19 protein-coding genes are annotated in these 20,678 nt (G+C 51.3%); 14 read left to right on the forward strand and 5 right to left on the reverse strand.

The genetic code is table 11. The annotated features are described in order from the left end of the window. Positions 1-155: 155 nt before the first annotated feature. The 9 genes from HUF18_RS12330 to HUF18_RS12370 all read left to right on the forward strand — a co-directional run bounded on the left by HUF18_RS12330 (position 156) and on the right by HUF18_RS12370 (position 12,111). Complete coding sequence (locus HUF18_RS12330; protein WP_225692405.1) at positions 156-3,857, forward strand: Ig-like domain-containing protein; 3,702 nt, start codon at positions 156-158, stop codon at positions 3,855-3,857. 159 nt (positions 3,858-4,016) lie between these two features. Further along, a complete protein-coding gene (gene hemE, locus HUF18_RS12335) occupies positions 4,017-5,084 on the forward strand; it encodes a uroporphyrinogen decarboxylase (protein WP_225692406.1) in 1,068 nt (355 codons plus the stop codon). Between the two features lie 231 nt (positions 5,085-5,315). After that, positions 5,316-8,111: a monovalent cation/H+ antiporter subunit A gene (locus HUF18_RS12340; protein WP_225692407.1), complete on the forward strand. Its 2,796-nt coding sequence runs from the start codon at positions 5,316-5,318 to the stop codon at positions 8,109-8,111. After that, on the forward strand, positions 8,111-8,434 hold the full coding sequence (locus tag HUF18_RS12345) for a Na+/H+ antiporter subunit C (RefSeq protein WP_145470755.1): 324 nt from the start codon (positions 8,111-8,113) through the stop codon (positions 8,432-8,434). Before HUF18_RS12340 ends, HUF18_RS12345 begins: the two co-directional genes overlap by 1 nt. 2 nt (positions 8,435-8,436) lie before the next feature. Then, positions 8,437-9,957 carry a monovalent cation/H+ antiporter subunit D gene (locus HUF18_RS12350; protein ID WP_225692408.1) on the forward strand — a complete coding sequence of 507 codons (1,521 nt, stop codon included), beginning with the start codon at positions 8,437-8,439 and terminating at the stop codon, positions 9,955-9,957. After that, positions 9,954-10,439 carry a Na+/H+ antiporter subunit E gene (locus HUF18_RS12355; protein ID WP_225692409.1) on the forward strand — a complete coding sequence of 162 codons (486 nt, stop codon included), beginning with the start codon at positions 9,954-9,956 and terminating at the stop codon, positions 10,437-10,439. Before HUF18_RS12350 ends, HUF18_RS12355 begins: the two co-directional genes overlap by 4 nt. After that, positions 10,433-10,717: a K+/H+ antiporter subunit F gene (locus tag HUF18_RS12360; protein WP_145470761.1), complete on the forward strand. Its 285-nt coding sequence runs from the start codon at positions 10,433-10,435 to the stop codon at positions 10,715-10,717. The genes HUF18_RS12355 and HUF18_RS12360 overlap by 7 nt, the downstream gene beginning before the upstream one ends. A gap of 5 nt (positions 10,718-10,722) precedes the next feature. Beyond that, positions 10,723-11,082, forward strand: coding sequence for a Na+/H+ antiporter subunit G (locus HUF18_RS12365; RefSeq protein ID WP_145470763.1), 360 nt, complete (start codon positions 10,723-10,725; stop codon positions 11,080-11,082). Positions 11,083-11,175: 93 nt separating this feature from the next. Continuing rightward, entirely contained in the window at positions 11,176-12,111 is a 936-nt protein-coding gene (locus tag HUF18_RS12370) for a chemotaxis protein (protein ID WP_225692410.1), read from the forward strand. A 46-nt stretch (positions 12,112-12,157) separates the two neighbouring features. Here HUF18_RS12370 and radA read toward each other — a convergent pair whose 3' ends face one another. Next, on the reverse strand, positions 12,158-13,528 hold the full coding sequence (gene radA / locus HUF18_RS12375) for a DNA repair protein RadA (protein ID WP_225692411.1): 1,371 nt from the start codon (positions 13,526-13,528) through the stop codon (positions 12,158-12,160). 179 nt (positions 13,529-13,707) lie between these two features. On the opposite strand from radA, the gene HUF18_RS12380 reads away from it, so the two are divergent. The 5 genes from HUF18_RS12380 to HUF18_RS12400 all read left to right on the forward strand — a co-directional run bounded on the left by HUF18_RS12380 (position 13,708) and on the right by HUF18_RS12400 (position 17,465). Further along, positions 13,708-14,979, forward strand: coding sequence for a bifunctional O-acetylhomoserine aminocarboxypropyltransferase/cysteine synthase (locus HUF18_RS12380; protein WP_225692412.1), 1,272 nt, complete (start codon positions 13,708-13,710; stop codon positions 14,977-14,979). A 61-nt stretch (positions 14,980-15,040) separates the two neighbouring features. After that, the gene (locus HUF18_RS12385) at positions 15,041-15,694 is read left to right on the forward strand and encodes a Frag1/DRAM/Sfk1 family protein (RefSeq protein WP_225692413.1); all 654 of its coding nucleotides are present in this window, start codon (positions 15,041-15,043) and stop codon (positions 15,692-15,694) included. Between the two features lie 36 nt (positions 15,695-15,730). Next, on the forward strand, positions 15,731-16,465 hold the full coding sequence (locus tag HUF18_RS12390) for a hypothetical protein (RefSeq protein ID WP_145470773.1): 735 nt from the start codon (positions 15,731-15,733) through the stop codon (positions 16,463-16,465). Next, positions 16,462-17,130, forward strand: a complete 669-nt coding sequence (locus HUF18_RS12395) for a Frag1/DRAM/Sfk1 family protein (RefSeq protein WP_225692414.1) — start codon at positions 16,462-16,464, stop codon at positions 17,128-17,130. The genes HUF18_RS12390 and HUF18_RS12395 overlap by 4 nt, the downstream gene beginning before the upstream one ends. A 101-nt stretch (positions 17,131-17,231) precedes the next feature. Further along, positions 17,232-17,465: a TIGR02647 family protein gene (locus HUF18_RS12400; protein WP_225692415.1), complete on the forward strand. Its 234-nt coding sequence runs from the start codon at positions 17,232-17,234 to the stop codon at positions 17,463-17,465. A gap of 27 nt (positions 17,466-17,492) precedes the next feature. Here HUF18_RS12400 and HUF18_RS12405 read toward each other — a convergent pair whose 3' ends face one another. From HUF18_RS12405 to pomA, 4 genes are all read right to left on the reverse strand, one after another. Then, positions 17,493-18,221, reverse strand: a complete 729-nt coding sequence (locus HUF18_RS12405; protein ID WP_225692416.1) for a 16S rRNA (uracil(1498)-N(3))-methyltransferase — start codon at positions 18,219-18,221, stop codon at positions 17,493-17,495. A gap of 110 nt (positions 18,222-18,331) precedes the next feature. Beyond that, positions 18,332-18,889, reverse strand: a complete 558-nt coding sequence (locus HUF18_RS12410) for a PilZ domain-containing protein (protein WP_145470781.1) — start codon at positions 18,887-18,889, stop codon at positions 18,332-18,334. 17 nt (positions 18,890-18,906) lie between these two features. Next, complete coding sequence (locus HUF18_RS12415) at positions 18,907-19,887, reverse strand: flagellar motor protein MotB (protein WP_145470783.1); 981 nt, start codon at positions 19,885-19,887, stop codon at positions 18,907-18,909. 5 nt (positions 19,888-19,892) lie between these two features. Continuing rightward, positions 19,893-20,651 carry a flagellar motor protein PomA gene (pomA, locus tag HUF18_RS12420; protein WP_145470785.1) on the reverse strand — a complete coding sequence of 253 codons (759 nt, stop codon included), beginning with the start codon at positions 20,649-20,651 and terminating at the stop codon, positions 19,893-19,895. Positions 20,652-20,678 lie beyond the last annotated feature (27 nt).

Below are 20,678 nucleotides of genomic sequence, written 5' to 3' on the forward strand. Positions count from 1 at the left end.
TCTGCCTGTTTTAGGCAGAATGTGACAAACGGCATAAAACGCGGCTTACCCGGTGGGTAGCCGCGTTTTTGTTTATGGCCTCTTTAACCGCAGCAATGCTATCCTAACCGGCAATAAGAATACTGTTGGGACAATTACAAATGGAGCGCGCGCGCATGTTCAAGCCCACTGCATTAATCAGTCTTCTGCTGACCCTTCTTCTGACCGCCTGTGGTGGTGATAGTGGTGGTTCGGTGGTTGGTGGATCTAATACTGATCCTGATGATAATACGCCTGGTACTGGTGGCGATGGAAACCCGGATACCAGTATCCCAATTGTGTTGCAGGTTGGTTCAGGGGATGGTGTCGGGTTTACGTCAGGAGTTATGAGCTTTCTTGCTGTATCTGGTTCAACGGATATTGACGTAACTGTAACTGTAACAGATCAAAATAACTCTAATGCTCTGGTCAGTGGTAACTATCGCGGTGTTTTCGAGGCGGGATGTCTGGTTCCTCTGAATACTGATACCGCAATCATTCAGAGCAGTAGCAGCATTACCAAGCGCTTCAAGAATGAGGCAAATTGTACTTCGGATACAATAAGTGCCAATGTTTACCCCTTGGGCGGCACAACTTTAATCGGGACTGCATCGGTCGATCTCACTGATATAACTCCACCGGTGGATACAACAATTCCTGTAGTGTTACAGGTCGGTTCGGGTTTTGGTGCAGATTTTATTCCAGGAGTAATTGATGTCACCGTATCAGAGTCAACGACAGATCTGGATGTTACTGTTACTGTGACTGATAAAAATAATGGCAGCGCAGCGGTAAGTGGTAATTACCGCGGCGTCTTTGCTGCGAGTTGTTTTGTACCTGTCAATGGTGCTGAAGCAATCATCCAAAATAATAGTAGTATTACCAAACATTTCAGAAACACGTCAAATTGTACTACTGATACTATTAGCGTTTCTGTTTATCCTTTTGGGGGGACAACTCTAATAGGTTCGGCATCAGGAAGTATTGATAGTACCGTTCCTTCTGTTGATACGCCTTTGCCATCACTGGGCAGCGGTTCTGGTGCAGCGTTCAGAGAGAGTCAAATCGCAGCAGACTCCTTTGCGGTTATCGCTGGTGGTAGTCTGCCTATCTCGATATCTGCCGTAGATAAGAACAAAGGTAATACGTTACTGACTGGTGACTACAGCTATAAATTTAGTTCAACTTGTGAAGCTGCTGGTACGGCTCAGTTTACGAGTAAAGCATCGTTGTTAAGTGCAGGTGCTGGGGCTAGTGAGTATGTTAATATCAATTGTAATGGTACTGATACGATTACTGCCCGACTTTTTGCTCCAGGTGTGGATACATCTAATAATGCCAATGCCACTGCATCAGCAACTCTAGCGATAAAAACAGCTTTACCAAAATTGGGGTCAGGCATAGATTCCGATTTTATTAATGGATTAATTACAGGTGATGACACTTTGGAGGGCTCCGACTCTCTTGAGTTGTCAGCGACCGTAGTAAACCCCTTAAGCAATAATGCTGTTGTATCTGGTAGTAATTATGAGCTTGTATGGAGTTCTAATTGTGGAACTGGAATATTTACTTTATCTGAGCAGAATCTTTCTGATCCAGATATTCGCACCCGTTATTTTAGCGACCCCAATAGCTGCGTTGGTACTGATACAGTTTCATTGTCTTTATATGAGCGAAACACCCCGTCTGTCATATTAGCCACAGCAACTAAAGATATTATGGTTTCTTTGGGGGTTGATGCGAAGTTAGGACTTGGTTCCGGAGGTTCGTTCATTGAAAATTCTCTGCAGGTATCGCCCGCTACTTTGGCTGCTGGTGGTACGGCGCTGATATCTGCCAATATTGTCGATGGTAATAACTCAGATGTTCTAATTACTAACAAAGCTTATGGCTTAACAATTACTAGTGATTGTGCATTGCAAGGGCAGGCGGAGTTCACAGAAACAGAAGCAATTGTGTACCAAGGCGAAGTGCGATTCAGCTACAGCGCTAAGGGGTGTGTGGGTACGGATTCCTTTACGGTCAATCTTTACGCGATTACAGATGGCGCGATTGATAAAACTCGTTTGCTCAGAACTACTTCTGGCACTATTACCGTTAACAAGGCTGAAATAGGCGCCATTGCTTTTGATTCTGCTTCCAGTCAGTTCCTCTCTATTGATGGAATTGGGAATCCGGCGCTTCCGTCTCAGTCCAAAGTCAGCTTTGCTGTGCTGGATAGGAATGGTGATCCAGTCGCGAATCAGGAAGTATCTTTTGAACTAACCAGTGATGTTGGTGGTATCTCACTTACAAATGTATCCGACATTACGGATGCTCGTGGGATTGCAACAGCGATTGTAAGAGCTGGTTCTGCGCATGTGACGTTCAGCGTAATCGCCAGAGTGATAACGGATCTTGGAGAGGAGTTACGCACCAGTTCACTCCCGCTATCGGTTACGACGGGATATGCAGATCAGGATAGTTTTTCAATATCCTTCGGCTTGTTTAATCCCGGCGCTTACGATGTGGATGGTACAACCGTTGTTGTCACCGTTTATGCTGCTGATCAGTTCCAGAACCCGGTACCAGATGGCACCGTTATTAACTTTACTGCAGAAAGTGGGTTGATCCCTTCGGTTTGTCAGACGGCTGGTGGTAAATGTTCCGTTAACTGGCAAAGCTCCGGGGTGCGTTCTGGTAATCATGACGCTGCCCTGCAAAGGGTGAATGAAAACGACGCTTTTACCACTCAAACGATTAAAGGTATGACGACAATTCTGGCTTATACACAAGGTGAAAGTGGATATACCGACGGCAATGGTAATGGTTTGTTCGATGTTGGTGAGCCGTTTGTCAGCTATCCAGAGGCGTTTGAAGATGATAACTGGAGTATCGCGATTGATAACGGTACCAGTGGAAATCCAATTGAATTCTTTGCTGATTTTAATAATGACGGCTCTTACTCCGCAGCTCCTTCCGTTTACCAGGGACTTTTGTGTTCTGAGGCGGCTAAGACTGCAGGGAACTGTGCAGGTCTGATGAATGTGCGAGCAAGTGGCCGCATCGTTCAATCAGTTGCAAATGTTGCTCCGACGGTGCGTTATTTTGTTCTCAATACGGATGGTACTTACACAGAAATAACCGATGATGGCTTCACCTATGCAAATTATGTAGTTGTCTTACTGCAAGATCCTAATGGGAATATTCCTGCAGGTGGAACGTCTGCAACCTTTTCCGCAGAGGGGTATAAAATTAATGGCGATTCTGGTGCCGTTCCTAATAGCATTGGCTTCCTGAACGAAGCAGCTGTTCCGGTCGCGTTGGGAGGTTTCCCTACTACGCGTGGTGCGCGCTACGGCATGTCGATTACACTTGATGACCCAACCAAGCGAGGACCACTTGAAACATCGGTATCCTTTGCTGGAGGAACCAAAAAGTCCAGTATTGGAATTCGCAATGAGCCTACAGTGAGGTTGCTGTATCAGGCTAGCAATGCCGACCAAAATGCGGATGGTGATACCAGCGATCTGGGTGAGGAGTTTGCCTTATACGAAGGGCAGCAATTGGGAGTCTCTCCTGTGACTTTCTGGGCTGTTGTCGAAGATCCCGATACGGGCGTTGTGCCTGATATGGTGGTCTTTTCGGCCTCGACTTCGGGTGATGCAGCTATTGGTGTGGCGACGAAAAAGAGCATTTACCAGGTTGGAGTAAACTTCCCGGTTTCTAGCTTCAATGCGGGGGCTGCTGTGTATGAGTTTACTGTTACTAAAAACACAGACATCAGTATATTGCTAGAGTCTTCTGCAGGGTATCCAGGTGGGGCATCTACTAATTACGTGAATGTACTGTTCCCGTAACCATCCTTGGCACAAAAAACCCGGCTCCGGCCGGGTTTTTTGTGCCTGCAATCTGCTGACAGGCGCTGTTCTGCCCTTTGCTGCGCAAAGTCAAAAATCGCCTAGGCGATTTTTTGGTATGATAGCGCGCAAATTCTCTGGTGCTGATTTAGGTATTCCATGTCTGAACTGAAAAATGATCGCTTTCTTAAGGCTTTGCTCCGTCAACCGGTTGACCGCACTCCGGTGTGGATGATGCGTCAGGCCGGGCGTTACCTGCCGGAATACCGCGCCAGCCGTGCTCAGGCCGGTGACTTTATGTCGCTGTGTAAGAACCCTGAGCTGGCCTGCGAAGTCACCATTCAGCCACTGGACCGCTTTCCGCTGGATGCGGCGATTCTGTTCTCCGATATCCTGACCATTCCTGATGCGATGGGACTGGGTCTGTATTTTGAGACCGGCGAAGGCCCGCGCTTCAATAAAATCATCCGCACCGAAGCCGATGTGCAGAGTCTGAATGTGGTGAATACCGCCGCCGATCTGGATTACGTGCTGAAAGCGGTTTCCACCATCCGCCGCGAACTGAATGGCCGCGTACCGCTGATCGGCTTCTCCGGTAGCCCATGGACGCTGGCGACCTATATGGTTGAAGGTGGCTCGTCGAAAGATTTCCGCCACGTGAAGGCGATGATGTATGACACGCCGGAAGTGATGCATCAGCTGCTGGATGTGCTGGCAAAATCGGTTATCGATTATCTGAATGCACAGATCAAAGCCGGTGCCCAGGCGGTACAGATCTTTGATACCTGGGGCGGCAGTTTGAGCGATGTTGCTTATCGTGAATTCTCGCTGAAGTATATGCAGCAGATTGTGGCTGGTCTGATCCGCGAACACGATGGCCAGAAAATTCCGGTTATTCTGTTCACCAAAGGCGGTGGTCAATGGCTGGAAGCCATGGCCGATACCGGTGCCGATGCTCTGGGCCTCGACTGGACAACGGATCTGGGTAACGCCCGTGGTCGCGTGGGTAACCGGGTGGCGCTGCAGGGTAATATGGATCCGTCTGTGCTGTACGCTTCACCGAAAACCATCCGTGCCGAAGTTAAACGCATCCTCGACAGCTACGGCAATGGCTCTGGCCATGTGTTTAACCTGGGTCATGGCATTCATCAGTTTGTCGATCCGGAACATGCCAAGGCCTTTGTTGAGGCTGTGGTTGAGTTAAGTCCTGAGTACCACCAGGGCTGAGCGCGACGATTATCCCTTAGCTATCCGGGCCGGAGTTTCGTAGGGAACTCCGGCTTTTTTATAACTGTATGATTTCTTTGTATTTATTCTGGTTATCAGGTTAGGCACGGCTGACAATTCTTTGCATCGCAATGTCGCCTTTTGTGTAGCGCGGGCGCTGATCATGCTATCTTTTGGCGGTTCAGGTCATGGTGGATGACCGTCACCTTCAGGTATGAGGCTTTCATTTTTATGAATCTGCTCTGGATTCCGTTGCTGCCATTGCTGGGAACTTTGGTGCCATTACTCAGCTATCGCTTTGGTCGTACGGCAACGGCCGCGCTGACCGCATTACTGCCGGCGATATCACTGATTCTGGTGGTGCAGGCTATTCCGGCGGTTTTTGCCGGTGAGGCTTTAACCTGGCAGGCCAGCTGGATTCCGCAGATTGGCCTTAATCTGGCCTTTCATCTTGATGGTCTGGCTCTGCTGTTCAGCCTGCTGATTCTGGGGATTGGTCTGCTGGTTATTCTGTATGCGCGTTATTACCTGTCTGATAACGATCATATGGGGCGCTTTTATTCGTATCTGATTCTGTTTATGACCGCCATGCTCGGCGTGGTGCTGTCGAATAACCTGCTGCAGCTGTGGTTCTTCTGGGAGCTGACCAGTATCAGCTCTTTTCTGCTGATCAGTTTCTGGTCACATAAAACCGATGCCCGTAAGGGTGCCCGTATGGCACTGACCATCACCGGTGCAGGTGGTCTGGCTTTACTGGGCGCGCTGATTCTTATTGGTCAGACGGTGGGCAGCTACGACTTACGCACCGTGTTGGCGAGTGGTGATGTACTGCGTGAGAGTGCGGTGTATCCGGTCATTATTGTGCTGTTCCTGCTGGGAGCGTTTACTAAGTCAGCACAGTTTCCGTTCCATTTCTGGCTGCCGCATGCCATGGCGGCACCGACGCCGGTTTCCGCCTATCTGCACTCGGCCACTATGGTGAAAGCCGGTGTATTCCTGCTGGCGCGTTTTTATCCGGTGCTGGCGGATACTGATCTGTGGTTTGTGATTGTCAGTATGGTGGGTCTGGCTACCTTGCTGCTGGGCGCTTATACCGCCTTGTTCAAACACGATTTAAAAGGACTGCTGGCGTATTCCACCATCAGTCATCTGGGTCTGATTACGCTGTTATTTGGTCTGGATACCGAGCTGGCGGCCATTGCCGCGGTATTCCACATTATTAACCACGCAGTATTCAAGGCGTCATTGTTTATGGCGGCGGGGATTATTGACCACGAGTCCGGTTCGCGTGATATGCGTCAGCTGAATGGTCTGTGGAAATATATGCCGTATACCGCAACGTTAGCGATGGTGGCTGCAGCATCCATGGCGGGCGTCCCTTTGCTGAATGGCTTCTTATCGAAAGAAATGCTGTTTGCCGAAACTCTGCATCAGGCCACGCTTGGGTCGTTATCCTGGTTGATTCCATTGCTGGCAACCATCGGTGGAGCGTTGGCGGTTGCTTATTCTCTGCGTTTTATTCACGACGTATTTTTTAATGGTGAACCCATTAATCTGCCGCGCACACCTCATGAGCCACCACGCTATATGCGTGTACCGGTAGAAATTCTCGTTGTGCTCTGTCTGCTGGTCGGTATCGTCCCTGACTTTGCCGTTGGTGATTTATTAAATGCGGCTGCCAGTGCTGTGCTGCATAAGCCACTGCCGGATTTCAGTCTGGCGGTATGGCATGGTTTTAACGGCCCTTTGCTGATGAGCCTGCTGGCGGTGGCTGGTGGCGCTACGCTGTATTATAACCGCCGCCATCTGTTTGCCTTTCAGGGGCAATTTGCCGACTTCGATGCAAAAATCGAATTTGAAAAAGGCATTCAGTGGACCACCGAGAAAGCCGCCGTTATTCACCGCTGGCTCGATAATGCCTCACTGCAGCGTTATGTTTTCCTGCTGATTATGTTCTCGCTGTTTGTTACCGCCTGGCCACTGCTGCAGCTGGAAAATGCTCAGGGCAGCCGGCCACAGTTACCGGTTAATGGCATAGTACTGGTGGCTGCCGGATTGCTGATTATCGGCACACTGGCAACGGTAATCTTCAGTCATCTGCGCTTACTGGCGCTGATTATGATTTCTATTGTCGGCCTGATTGTGGCTATCGCCTTCGCTTACTTTTCTGCTCCCGATCTTGCCCTGACTCAGCTGTCGGTAGAGGTGGCGACCATTATCCTGTTTTTGCTGGCACTGTATTTTCTGCCACAGAAAACGCCACTGCGTGACAGCTCACCACGGCGGATTGTGCGTGATCTGAGCATTGCCTCGCTGGTGGGGGCGGTGATTGGTACTCTGTGTTATGCCATGCTGACCCGGCCATTGCACAGTATTTCCGAGTTCTTTATTGCTAACAGTAAAACCGGAGGCGGCGGCACCAATGTGGTGAACGTGATTCTGGTGGACTTCCGTGGTTTCGATACGCTGGGTGAAATTACCGTTCTGGCGATTGCCGGTCTGGGTATTTATAAACTGCTGGCCGGAATGCGCTTATACGTTCCTGCTGCAGATTCTGAAGGCCGGCCCTGGGCTAAAGATAAAAACCCGATGATGCTGGCGCTGATTTCACAGAGTCTGCTGCCGCTCGCTTTGCTGGTGTCGGCTTATATTTTCCTGCGTGGCCATAACATGCCGGGCGGTGGTTTTATCGCGGGCCTGATTACCGCCATTGCTTTAATCCAGCAGTACATAGCTCATGGTGTGGCGTGGATGAAAATCAGACTGAATTTCCCGTATCACTGGCTGATTGCTGCAGGTTTACTGTTGGCAACGTTCTCTGGTTTGGGTAGCTGGCTGTTTGACCAACCCTTCTTAACCACCTGGTTTGATTATTTTTCGCTGCCCTGGATTGGTAAATTCGAACTGGCCAGTGCCATGGTATTTGATTTAGGGGTTTATTTTACGGTGATCGGTGCAACACTTCTGATTCTGGCAAACCTTGGTCAGCTAACCACCAGTGAGCGGCCACTGCCGGGAGGAAAATAATGGAAACAATTTATGCAATCTGTGTAGGCATAATGACTGCGGGTGGTGTGTTTCTGGTGCTGCGTGGTTACACCTTCGCGGTGGTGCTGGGGCTGACACTGCTGTCTTACGCGGTCAATCTGTTCTTATTTGCCAGTGGACGTCTGGTCATTAACGGGGCCGCCATTCTTGGTGAGTCGGAGGTGTACGCCGACCCCTTACCACAGGCGCTGGTATTAACTGCGATTGTAATTGGTTTCGCCATGACGGCTTTTGCCTTGATTCTGGCACTGCGTGCCCGTGCTGATCTGGGTAATGATCAGGTTGATGGAGATAACGACTGAATATGCTGCAGCATCTGATCTTTTTCCCGGTTTTATTGCCTCTGCTGGCAGGTATTTTCTTATTACTGCCGCCACTGCATGGGCATGTTCAGCGCCAGCGTGTGACCGTATTTCTGGTCAATATTCTGCTGCTGGCCAGTGCCGTGCTGCTGTTGCAGCAAAGCCTGCAGCACGAACCGCAAATGTACATGATGGGTAACTGGCAGGCGCCGTTTGGTATCGCTCTGGTTAACGATAAGCTGGCGGCCATTATGTTGCTGTTAAGTGCAGTGTTGGGCTTTGCCGTGCATTTATACGCCTGCGCCGGCGATGATCAGCGAGGACCTTTTTTCCATCCGTTGTTTATGTTTCAGCTGATGGGGATTAACGGTGCATTTTTAACCGGCGATGTATTTAACCTCTTCGTATTCTTCGAAATTCTGCTGATCGCTTCATACTCGTTGCTGATCCATGGCGGTGGTAAGCAGCGGACTCAGGCTGCTGTACATTATGTGTTTCTGAATCTGGTGGGCTCGGCCTTTTTCCTCTTTGGTCTGGGTATTATTTACGCCACGTTCGGCACGCTCAATCTGGCCGATATGGCGCATAAGGCTGCGCAGTTAAACAGTGAAGATGTCGCACTGGCAAAAGCTGGCGGGCTGTTATTACTGGTTGTATTTGGTCTTAAAGCCGCGTTATTACCTCTGCACTTCTGGCTGCCGCGCACTTACGCCCATACCTCCACACCGGTTGCCGCGTTGTTTGCCATTATGACCAAAGTGGGCATTTACAGTATCTGGCGCGTGCATACGGCGGTGTTCGGTGAATTTGGTGGTGAACTGGCAAATATTGCCATCAGCTGGTTGTGGCCGCTGGCACTGGCAACGTTGGTTGCCGGCATTATCGCTTTGCTGGCCAGCCAGACACTGAAAATGCTGGCGGCTAATCTGGTGGTGGTTTCTGCGGGTTCATTGCTGCTGACGATTGCGCTTAATACTCCGCAGGCGACGGCGGCAGGATTGTATTATTTAATTCACAGCACGCTGATGGCCGCTGCTTTGTTCCTGATTGCGGGCCTTGTACATGAACAGCGCGGGCAGGCACAGGATCGTTTTGTGCGTTCGCGTCCGGTGAACCAGCCGGCACTGCTTGGTGGCTTATTTTTTATCGCAGCTCTGGCATTAATCGGTATGCCACCGCTGTCCGGCTTTGTCGGCAAAATCATGTTATTGCAGGCTGCGGGTGCGGGAGCAGACGCTGCCTGGATCTGGCCGCCGCTGCTTATTTCCGGTCTGGCAGCGCTGATTATGTTTTCCCGCGCGGGAACCACTTTATTCTGGCGTGTGCAGGGAACGTCACAAAATCAGGTTATGGCACATCCGCTGCAGATTACAGCGATCATTGTGTTATTGCTGACGTCGCCTTTGATGGTGATCTGGGGTGGTGCTCTGACAGATATGACAATCGCCGCTGCCAATGAATTACACCGGTTACCCCAACCGCTGAGTCCGGCGGTAAGCACAGTGCAGGAGGTGCTGAAATGAAACGTTGGTTACCGATGCCACTGCACACTTTGCTGCTATTGCTGGTCTGGCTGTTGCTGAATGGTTTTTCTGCCGGGCACTTTGTTCTCGGTGGCTTTCTCGCCTGGCTTATTCCGCTATTAACCGCACCTTATTCGGATCATCAGAGCCGGGCCGGAAAGCCACTGGTGGTTATCCGTTATGTCCTGCGTCTGTTGCTGGATATTGTGTTGTCGAATATTGATGTCGCACGGCGGGTGCTGAAATCCAACCGGAGCCTGCAGCCGGGCTTTGTTGCTTTTCCCCTGGCACTGCAGGGGGATTTTCCGCTGACGGTTTTAGCCAGTACGATTTCCCTGACTCCCGGTACGGTGAGTGTTGATTTTTCCGAAGATAAACAGTGGCTGTATATTCATGCATTGCATATTACCGATGAGCAGGCACTGATTAACGATATTAAGCAGCATTACGAAAAACCCCTGCAGGAGATATTTTCATGCTGAGCCTGACAATATTGCAGGGTGCCGTTTTACTGACATCGACTCTGGTTGTGGTGGCGCTGATTTTAAATATCTGGCGTATGTTGCGTGGTCCGGATATCACTGACCGTATTCTGGCTCTGGATACGCTTTACATAAACAGCATTGCGCTGATTATCCTGCTTGGCCTGTATAACGGTTCGGCCCTGTACTTTGAAGGCGCACTGCTGATTGCCATGCTGGGTTTTGTCAGCACGGCGGCGTTGTGTAAATACCTGTTGCGTGGCGACATTATCGAGTAATGCTTATGGAATCTGTAGTACATATTATCGCTGCGGTGCTGTTGTTAACGGGTGGTTTCTTTGTTTTTGTCGGCTCTGTCGGCCTGTTGAAATTGCCTGACTTTTTTACCCGCCTGCATGCACCAACCAAGGCGACCACAATGGGTATTGGCGCGATTCTGCTGGCCTCTATGGTACTGACGACCATGCGCGATGGTCGTCTGAGCATTCATGAGCTGGTCATCAGCCTGTTTTTGTTTATTACCGCGCCGGTATCTGCACATATGTTGGCCAAGGCGGCACTGCATCGCCGGGTGAAATTGCTTGATCACAGCAAAAATGCACAACTGGCACCGAAGGCGGCAGAGCAGAAAACACCGGAGTGATTTTCGCCGGGCAGATTACAGATCATTGCTATACTTATCAGTATATAGTCTGAGAAGATTCTGCCGTCTGGGCAAATCACCACCGGAATCAACATGCGTAATGGCAGTCAGTACCAGCAATCCCAGGGGTTGCTGCTGTTTAAAATCAACGAACGGCAGACCTTTGGCCTCGGCACTCTTAAAGTAAAAGAAATTGTGCCCTGGCAGCCATTAACTTCTATTCCACAATCCCATGCAGTTGTTGCCGGTACGGCTTATATCCGTGGCGTTACTATTTCGGTAATCGACCTGGCGGCTGCTATTGGTTATCGCCCGGTCAGTCCGGCAGAAATGAAAGACTGCTTTATTATTATTACCGACTGCCAACGGCAGAATGTTGGTTTTCTGGTGCGTAAAATTGACCGCATTATTGATTACAGCTGGCGCAATATCAGCCCGCCCCCCAGTGCTGCCGGGCGGCATATTTATTCCACCGGTATTATTGAATATGACAAAAAGCTGATTCAGCTGCTGGATATTGAGATGGTACTGTCGACTATCTTTCCGGCCGACGAAGAAGCATTGCATGCTGATATCAGCCGTGAAGAGCAGAGTCGCTTGCGCGCGCATCCTATTTTATTGGTGGATGATTCCAGCGTCGCACGCCGGCAGCTGGCGGAAGCACTGAATCATGTGGATGTGCCGTTTGAGGTTTGCTCCGATGGTAAGCAGGCGTTAACGCTGCTGACCGAAGCTGCAGCACGCGGTACACCGTTCGATATTCTGGTCAGCGATATTGAGATGCCGGGGCTGGATGGTTATGAACTGGCTTTTGAAGTGCGTAATAACAGCACGACTCAGGGCATGTACATTATTCTGCACACCTCGCTTTCCAGCGAAATCAGCGTTGATCGTGCCCATCAGGTGGGTGCCAATGAAGCGCTGACGAAATTTGATGCCGCCGAACTGATTCATGCCATGCTGCGTGGTGCTGAGCAGGTTGAACGCGGTGATGTGATTCCCGGTGTGGAAAGCCGCCGCCAGAATTAAAACGGATTCCTGCGACGATTTCCCTGCCGGCTTATCAGCGCTGCTGTTAAACGGCGTTGATGGCTTCCTGTAATTTATCCACACCAATAATGGTCATGCCGGGTATTGCCTGACGCGGAACATTGGCTTTCGGCACGATAGCGCGGGTAAAGCCATGCTTGGCGGCTTCTTTAATGCGTTCCTGACCGGAGGGCACCGGCCGGATTTCTCCGGATAAACCCACCTCACCAAACACGATTAACTCCTGCGGCAATGGCTGATTACGGAAGCTGGATAACGCTGACAGCAACAAGGCCAGATCGGCAGCGGTTTCTCCGACTTTTACCCCGCCCACCACGTTGATATACACATCCTGGTCACCCAGATGCACGCCACCATGGCGATGCAGTGCTGCCAGCAATAAATTCATACGGTTCTGGTCGAGACCCACGGCCACCCGTTTCGGATGGCCAAAGTGGCTGTCATCGACCAGCGCCTGAATTTCGACCAGCAACGGCCGCGTACCTTCCCAGATCACCATCACCACGCTGCCGGCGGCGGGCTCTTCGCTGCGGCTTAAAAAAATCGAACTGGGGTTTTTGACTTCTTTTAAGCCGCTGTCGAGCATGGCAAAGACGCCCAGCTCATTAATGGCACCAAAACGGTTTTTAATACCGCGCAGGGTACGGAAGCGGCTGTCGCCGGAGCCTTCGAGCATGATCGAGCAATCGATCATATGCTCCAGCACTTTCGGGCCGGCGAGGGTCCCGTCTTTGGTCACGTGGCCGACGAGAAATAATACGGTGTTGGTTTGTTTGGCGTAGCGGGTCAGGGCGGCGGCGCTTTCGCGTACCTGTGACACGCTGCCCGGCGCCGATTCTACGCCTTCAACGTGCATCACCTGAATCGAGTCGATCACCACAATCTTCGGCTTATGCTGCTGCAGGGTATTAAGCAGGCGCTCGACGCTGGTTTCACTCAGCATATTCAGCTGGTCGGTTGGCAGGCCTAAACGTTTGGCACGCATGGCTACCTGTTGCAGGCTTTCTTCGCCGGTAACGTATAAAGCGGGCATATTCCCGGCCAGCGTGCACATAGTCTGCAGCAGGAGTGTGGACTTACCAGCACCGGGATGGCCGCCGATTAAAATGGCCGAGCCCGGCACCAGCCCGCCGCCCAGTACCCGGTCAAACTCCTGCATGCCGCTGCTGATGCGTGGCACTTCGGCCAGATCGACATCAGCCAGACGCTGAATTCCCTGACTGCCTGCGGCGCCGGCATAGCCTGCGTAACTGGCATCACGGGACGGGGTTTTGGATGACGATACAACAAATTCCTGCAGCGTATTCCAGGCACCACAGTCGGTACATTGCCCCTGCCATTTGGCGTGTTCAGAGCCACAGTCGTTGCAGACGTAAGCGGTTTTTTTCTTGGCCATAGCGATTTCTGTGCAATAAGCGGAAGGGGAGAGTGTAAGGCATTGCGCGTTCAGCGTCAGGGCCGTTACGTGTTCATCGTCAGGCTCGGTAAAGAGGCTGCATTCTCCCTATGGCGGCGCGGTACAAATTGTTAAACTCCCTGCTTTCCGTCAAACCTGACAATAAGGATAAGATCAGCATGAAAATTGAAACTCAGGCGATTCACGCCGGCTTTGCGGATGATCCGACAACCCGTGCCGTTGCGGTGCCTATTTATCAGACCACTTCATACAGTTTTCGCGATACTCAGCACGGTGCTGACCTGTTTGACCTGAAAGAGCCGGGTAACATTTACACCCGCATCATGAACCCGACCAACGATGTGCTGGAACAGCGCGTTGCGGCGATGGAAGGCGGTATCGCCGCACTGTGCATGGCTTCCGGTATGGCCGCCATTACCGCCAGCATCCAGACCCTGGCCCGTGCCGGCGATAACATCGTCAGCGTTAGCCAGTTATACGGCGGCAGCTATAACCTGTTTGCCCACACCTTCCCGCAGCAGGGCATCGAAGTACGCATGGCCTCCGGTGATGACGTTGCTGCACTGGAAGCGTTAATTGACGATAAAACCCGCGCATTATTCTGTGAGTCGATCGGTAACCCGGCGGGTAACGTGGTAGACATTCAGGCGCTGGCCGATATGGCACATAAGCATGGCGTACCGGTGATCGTCGATAACACCGTTGCCACCCCTTACCTGTGCCGTCCGTTTGAATTCGGTGCCGATATTGTGGTGCACTCGCTGACCAAATACATCGGTGGTCACGGTACCACCGTTGGCGGCGCGATTGTCGATTCCGGTAAATTCCCATGGAAAGATAACCCACGCTTCCCGCACTTTAACCAGCCTGATCCGTCTTACCACGGCGTGGTGTATGCCGATGCCTTTGGTGACGCGGCCTTTATCGGTCGCGCCCGCGTGGTGCCGCTGCGCAATATGGGTGCAGCCCTGTCGCCGTTTAATGCCTTTATGATTCTGCAGGGGCTGGAAACCCTGGCTCTGCGTATGGATCGCCATGTGGAAAATGCGCAAAAAGTGGCTGAATACCTGGCCGCCCATGAGCAGGTTTCCTGGGTGAATTATGCTGGCCTTAAAACCAGCAAATACCACGAACTGGCACAGCGTATGCTGAATGGTAAGCCATCGGCGATTCTCAGCTTTGGTATCAAAGGCGGTGCCGAAGCCGGCGCTAAATTTATTGATGCCCTGCAGATGATCAAGCGTCTGGTAAATATCGGTGATGCCAAGAGTCTGGCCTGTCATCCGGCAACCACCACACACCGTCAGCTGAATGAAAAAGAACTGGCATCTGCCGGTGTCAGCACCGATCTGGTGCGTCTGTCGATTGGTATCGAGCACGTTGACGATATTATTGCCGACGTTGAGCAGGCGCTGAAAGCTGCTCTCTGAGCAGGTTGTATCTGAAAACGTCCGGCGCGGTGCGCCGGACATTCTCCGGAGTTTTTTGGTTATGTCTTTTGGTCAGTTTGTTGCCCTGATCTGCACAGTACTATCACTCGGCACCATTGCCGTGACTTATGCCGTTGGCGTAAACGAAGGTACTGCTGTTGCCTGTAATCCTTTCTTTGATGGCTGTACTGACATTACCCATACCGGAATGAAAGGCGATGCCGGATTTATTTTCCGTGGTGGCATGATTGCCGGATGCGCATTTTTTATTGTCTGGTGGCAGGTAATGCGTACCTGGCTGGCCGGACACAGTGGCCGTATGGCTTTAAATGCCATGCAGTTTTTTGGTGTGATCGCTGCTGTTGGTTTGCTGGTCGGGACTGCGGTGCTGGTGCCGGAAAAAGACGCAACCCGCTGGGGTGTGCATGTGCGTGGCGCTAATCTGTTTTTTCAGGGCATGCTGATTGCACTGACAATTAACTATGTATTGATTTTCCGCGCCCGTAAGGCCGGACTGGAAGTGCCGTCGTTTATCGCCAAAAGCGTACTGATGGCTATTCTCTGGCTGATGTTTGTCGCCTTTGCCGGTGTGACTGTCGGCGTGGAAATGAGTAACGGCAAACGCATTATCGAGTGGTGGGCCACGCTCTTTATTGGCCTGTACTTTTTGACCTCTTATTGGGACTGGCAACGGGTTCGTCTCAGTCATTATTAAACCGCAACTGTAAAATAACGGAACAAGGATGTTGTTATGACCTTACCGCAACGAACGGCGCTGGTAGCTTGCCTGCTGCCAATAATTACTATTGCGCTGAGTTATTTTCTTACCGTGCAGGGCGGACATAAGCCTTGGTGTATTCCCTATTTTGAGGGGTGTACCACCATTACCGCGACCGGTATTTATTATCCGGCGGCCTATGTATTCCGCGCCGGGTTAATCAGTGCCGCCGTAGTGTTTATTCTCTGGTGGTATTGCGTGCGCGCCTGGCTGGAAAGTGTTGGCCGCCCTGAGCATCATCCGTGGATTCACCGTATTGTTACTTTCGCCATTATTGCCAGCATGCTGCTGATCGCCTCCATTGCGGTGCTGGGAGAGCATATGCTGCCGCCTTCTGATCATCGTTTTTTATGGCGTTTTCACACGGTGACGGCGGGGTTGTTTTTTCTGGTAACGGCGTTGTGCCAGATCATGATGACGCTGCGTATGCGTCAGTTGCAGCGTGAGCTGAATATTAAATTCAGCCGTATTGCCAGCAAACAGATTCTGGCGGTTTTGCAGTTGTTATTACTGGCAGCCTTTGTACTGATTCTGCTGCTGGATTTAAAAACCGATGGCGTGGAAGAGATTTTTGAATGGTGGCTGGCAACCTTCAGTTGCTTATATTTTTACACTACCTTCCATGACTGGCGCGATTTCCGTCTGACCCGGCGGGAAAAAGAGCTGGCGTTGCAACAGGATGAAACTCTGCAGGAGGTGACCGCATGACTTTACCGCAACGCATTGCCTTAAGCAGTTTCTGGTTATCACATCTTACCTTCTGGCTGACTCTGGCGCTGAGTATGGCCTGGGGGGTAACCGATATTTGTATTCCTTATCTGACCGGATGTACCAGCATTACCGCTACAGGTATCCCCGATCCGCAGGCGTTTATTTTTCGCGGTGGTTTAATTGCTGCCTGCGTTCTGTTTATTGTCTGGTGGTACTGCATGCAGGCCTGGCTGATTGAAATTGCTCCTGAGCGGCCGATCTGGACGGTACGTTATATGGTAACCGCCGGCATTATCAGCTCGGTCTGCCTGATTATCGCAACGGCCGTATTAAGGCCCGATAAAGGCAATTTACCCTGGATATTGCATACCGTTGGTGCGGCTTTATTTTTCCTGATTTCACTGATGGTACAGACGCGTATCACTTACTGGCTGAAACATCTGGCCAAACGCGGTGTGGATATTGGTTCCAGCCTGCCGCAGAAATTTATTCTGGTGTATGCCCAGTGGTTTTTCCTTGGGGTAATGATCGTGCTGCAGGTTGCCGATAGCGATGATCGCTGGAAAAACGTGGTTGAATGGTGGATGGCGTTGTTGATAGGGCTGTTTTACCTGACCAGCTATCGTGACTGGGCGGATTTTCGCCTGACAGATACAGAATAACTGACCGGAATCATAGCTCCGGCGGCGGCAGCGGTTTATGCTGTGTTTTCCTGGCGGGTGTATTGAAACCGCTCACTGACAAGAACAAGAGGACAGACCCTATGCCGATTTCTCAGGATTTACTGCAGGAGATGAATCTGCTGGCACAGTTTGATCTGCACAGCATGCAGCAGGGAATTAAAGTACATTCTGATGCCGCGCCGGAAATTGTCGCTGCTGCACAGCGGTTGTTTGATAAAGGCCTGATTGATCAGGCTGATGGTGGTTATCTCACCAGTCTGGGACTGGATGCCGCCGAGCATGTGCAGAACGTTTTACAGATATTGCGCGGCTGAGTTCTGAAATCTCAGCTGAGCGTCTGCTCAGCTGAAATCTCCCCACTGAAACTGAAACACGCTCAGCGCTGCAAGGGCTGCGGTTTCGGTACGCAGAATTCGCGGGCCCAGTGTCAGTCCGGCAAAGCCGCTGCTCATGGCCATTTCCACTTCCTGTTCACTGAATCCACCTTCCGGTCCGACCAGCAGGGCGACGCTTGCCGGCTGCGGATAGTCACGCAGTGGTTTCTGCCGGTGAGGATGCAGTAACAGACGCACATCGGCGTTATTGTTTTTTGCCCAGTCGGCAAAATATTGCGGCTGATGAATGGTTGGTATGCGGTTACGACCACTCTGCTCACAGGCGGAAATCGCCACTTTCTGCCAGTGCTCCATTTTTTTATCCAGTCGCTCGCCTTTTAAACGGACTTCACAGCGCTCACTCCACAGCGGGGTAATATCGCTGATGCCCAGTTCGGTCGCTTTCTGAATAGTGAAATCCATGCGGTCACCCTTGGATACCACCTGCCCAAGTTGCAGCTTAAGTGGGGTATCTGCTTCACTGCGCAGAATGTCGCCAACCAGCACCGACGCACTTTTTTTCTGCACATCACACAGTTGTCCGGCGTATTCATGGCCGTCACCATTAAACAGGCGGACAGGATCGCCGTCGTTCATGCGCAGCACGCGGATCAGGTGGGCAAAGGCCTGATCATCCAGTTCAGTGCGCAGACCGCTGCTGAGATCGGCGGCAGAATAAATACGGGGGCCGGACATAATGAACGGATTCCTGCAGAAGGTAGAGCTCTGCATGATAACAAAAAAGTGCAGAAATCAGAGAGTGGACAGAGAATCGGGCGGCGCCAGGCTGGCCCGGCGCTGGTATTTTATTCGTGATCGCGTTGCTGGCGTAAGGTCCGGCTCTGCAGCTGGAACAGGTGCTGAATCAGCAGTTCCTGCTCGGTTTCTTTCAGGCCTTCAAAGTTAACCCGCACCATATAAGGAGCATCGCTTTCACCGCTGTCATCGATAGAAACAATATTACCCGCCAGTGACAGAATGGCATTGGACGGTTTCAGTTGCAGGTTAAACAGCAGGTGGCTGCTGCCGCGCAGGTCGGCGTCGGTGTTAAAAGCCATACCACAGGCGCTGAGGTTGACCCTTACCCGGGCTTCCGTCATCGACAGGTTGAGCTCCGGATGGGTGGTACTGTTGCCGTTCAGCAGATTGAGTTTGCGGTTCAGTAATTCGAGCACCTGACCAATTGCCGGATGTACCGAACGCACCTGATGAATCAGATTGCCGATATCCTGTTCCAGTTGCTTCAGTTCGCTCTTCTGTTGGCTGTGATTCTCTTTCCAGTGGCTGAATTCATCCTGGGTGATGGCCTGAAAATCCATCACCACCTCATCATCAAGGCGAAAAAAGCGGCGTCTCTCTTCCATTATTTTTATTATCCCAATCAGAATATTTCGTCAGGGCTCAGCTCGAAGTCTTCGGGCCGGGCATTTACCGCATCTTTTACCTGTCCGTCTTCCGGTTGTATTTCCGGAACATCGTCATCGTCATTTTCGTGGGTACGCAGAATCACGATTTCCACCCGGCGGTTACGGGCGCGGGATTCCGCATCGGTATTCGGTACCAGTGGCTGAGTATCGGCATGGCCGACAATCTGAAAACGGCTGGAGTCGAGTTCCGGTGCGACAAACAACTCTTCGGCAAAGGCTGCAGCCCGGGCGGAAGACAGCGTCCAGTTGGAACGGTAGCGGCCACCGGCAACCGGAATATCATCAGTATGTCCCTCAACGGAAATCCGTCCCGGAAGTGTTACCAGCACTTCACGGATTTTATCGATAACCGGCAGGAATTTATCGTCGATATAATCCGAACCTGAGCGGAAAGCGCCGCGCTGCTCGATGCGGATAATAATTTTCTTACCCACGGTTTCGATTTCCAGCTGACCTTGCGCTATTTCGCTTTCCAGTTTGGCTGCCACTTCCATGGCTTCAGCTTCGGTCTTTTTATTTTCAATATCTTCTTTGGGAACCACGACCTCACGGGTTTGCTGCCCCTGATCGCCCTGGCGCTCTTCCTGCTGGGTAACTTCATCCTGGCACAACACTTCCAGTGAGCTTTTGGTGATATCGCTGGTTTTTTGCCGCACTTCATTAATAGGCGTCGGCTCCGGAATCGACGGACTGAAATGACGGGCAATAATACTGGTTCCCTTTGGTGGATCACTGACGTTCACAACCGTTTGCACGCCAAAAGCCTCGCGCAGCTCACCGGCCAGGCGTTTAAACTTTAAGGCGTCCATTTCTGAAAATGACAGCAGCAGCACGAAAAAGCACATCAGCAGTGACATCAGATCGGCAAAGGTCATTACCCAACCGGGAATACCGGCCGGACAGGGTGGACATTCCTGTTCTTCTTCAGCGGCCATAATGCTCAATCACCTGATGTGTTGCGTTTGCCTTCCTGAATATAGGCCTGCAACATGGTTTCAATAACGCGTGGATTCTGGCCGCTCTGAATGGCAAGCAGCGCATCAATAATCATAGCTTTCAGCCGGTCTTCTTCGTTTTTACGCAGCGTCAGCTTGTCGGCAATTGGCAGCGACAGCATGGTCGCCATCATTGCGCCATAGAGAGTGGTCAGCAGTGCAACCGCCATGGCCGGGCCGATGGATTTCGGATCGTCCATATTGGCCAGCATGGCAACCAGACCAATCAGTGTACCGATCATGCCCATTGCCGGAGCCACATCACCCAGTGACTTAAAAATAGTGATACCAATATCGTGGCGTTCGCTGGCCTGCTTGAGTTCTTTATTCATTAAAGTCCGGACAACGTCCGGATCGTGGCCGTCGACCAGCAGCTGAATACCTTTACTGAGGAAGTCATCACTGACTTCTTTGCCTTCCAGAGAGAGCAGACCGCCTTTGCGCGCCATACCGGCCATTTCCACCACTTCTTCAATAATGGCTTCGGGTTTACTGAGCTTGAATGAGAAAGCTTTGGCGGCGACTTTGATGGCACTGAGAAACTGGCCGAGTTCAAACTTCATCATAACGGCGAACATACTGCCAACGATCACAATAAGGATCGAAGGCACGTTCACAAACATACTGATATCGCCGCCCAAGACCATCGCCATAACGACGATGCCAAAGGCGCCGACTACCCCAACTAACGATGCGAGATCCACTGATGCTCCTTGCCACTAAACCATTCA

Origin of the sequence: Thalassolituus sp. ST750PaO-4, from assembly GCF_020320405.1 — a bacterium.
Taxonomy (GTDB): domain Bacteria; phylum Pseudomonadota; class Gammaproteobacteria; order Pseudomonadales; family Oceanobacteraceae; genus Venatoribacter; species Venatoribacter alkanivorans.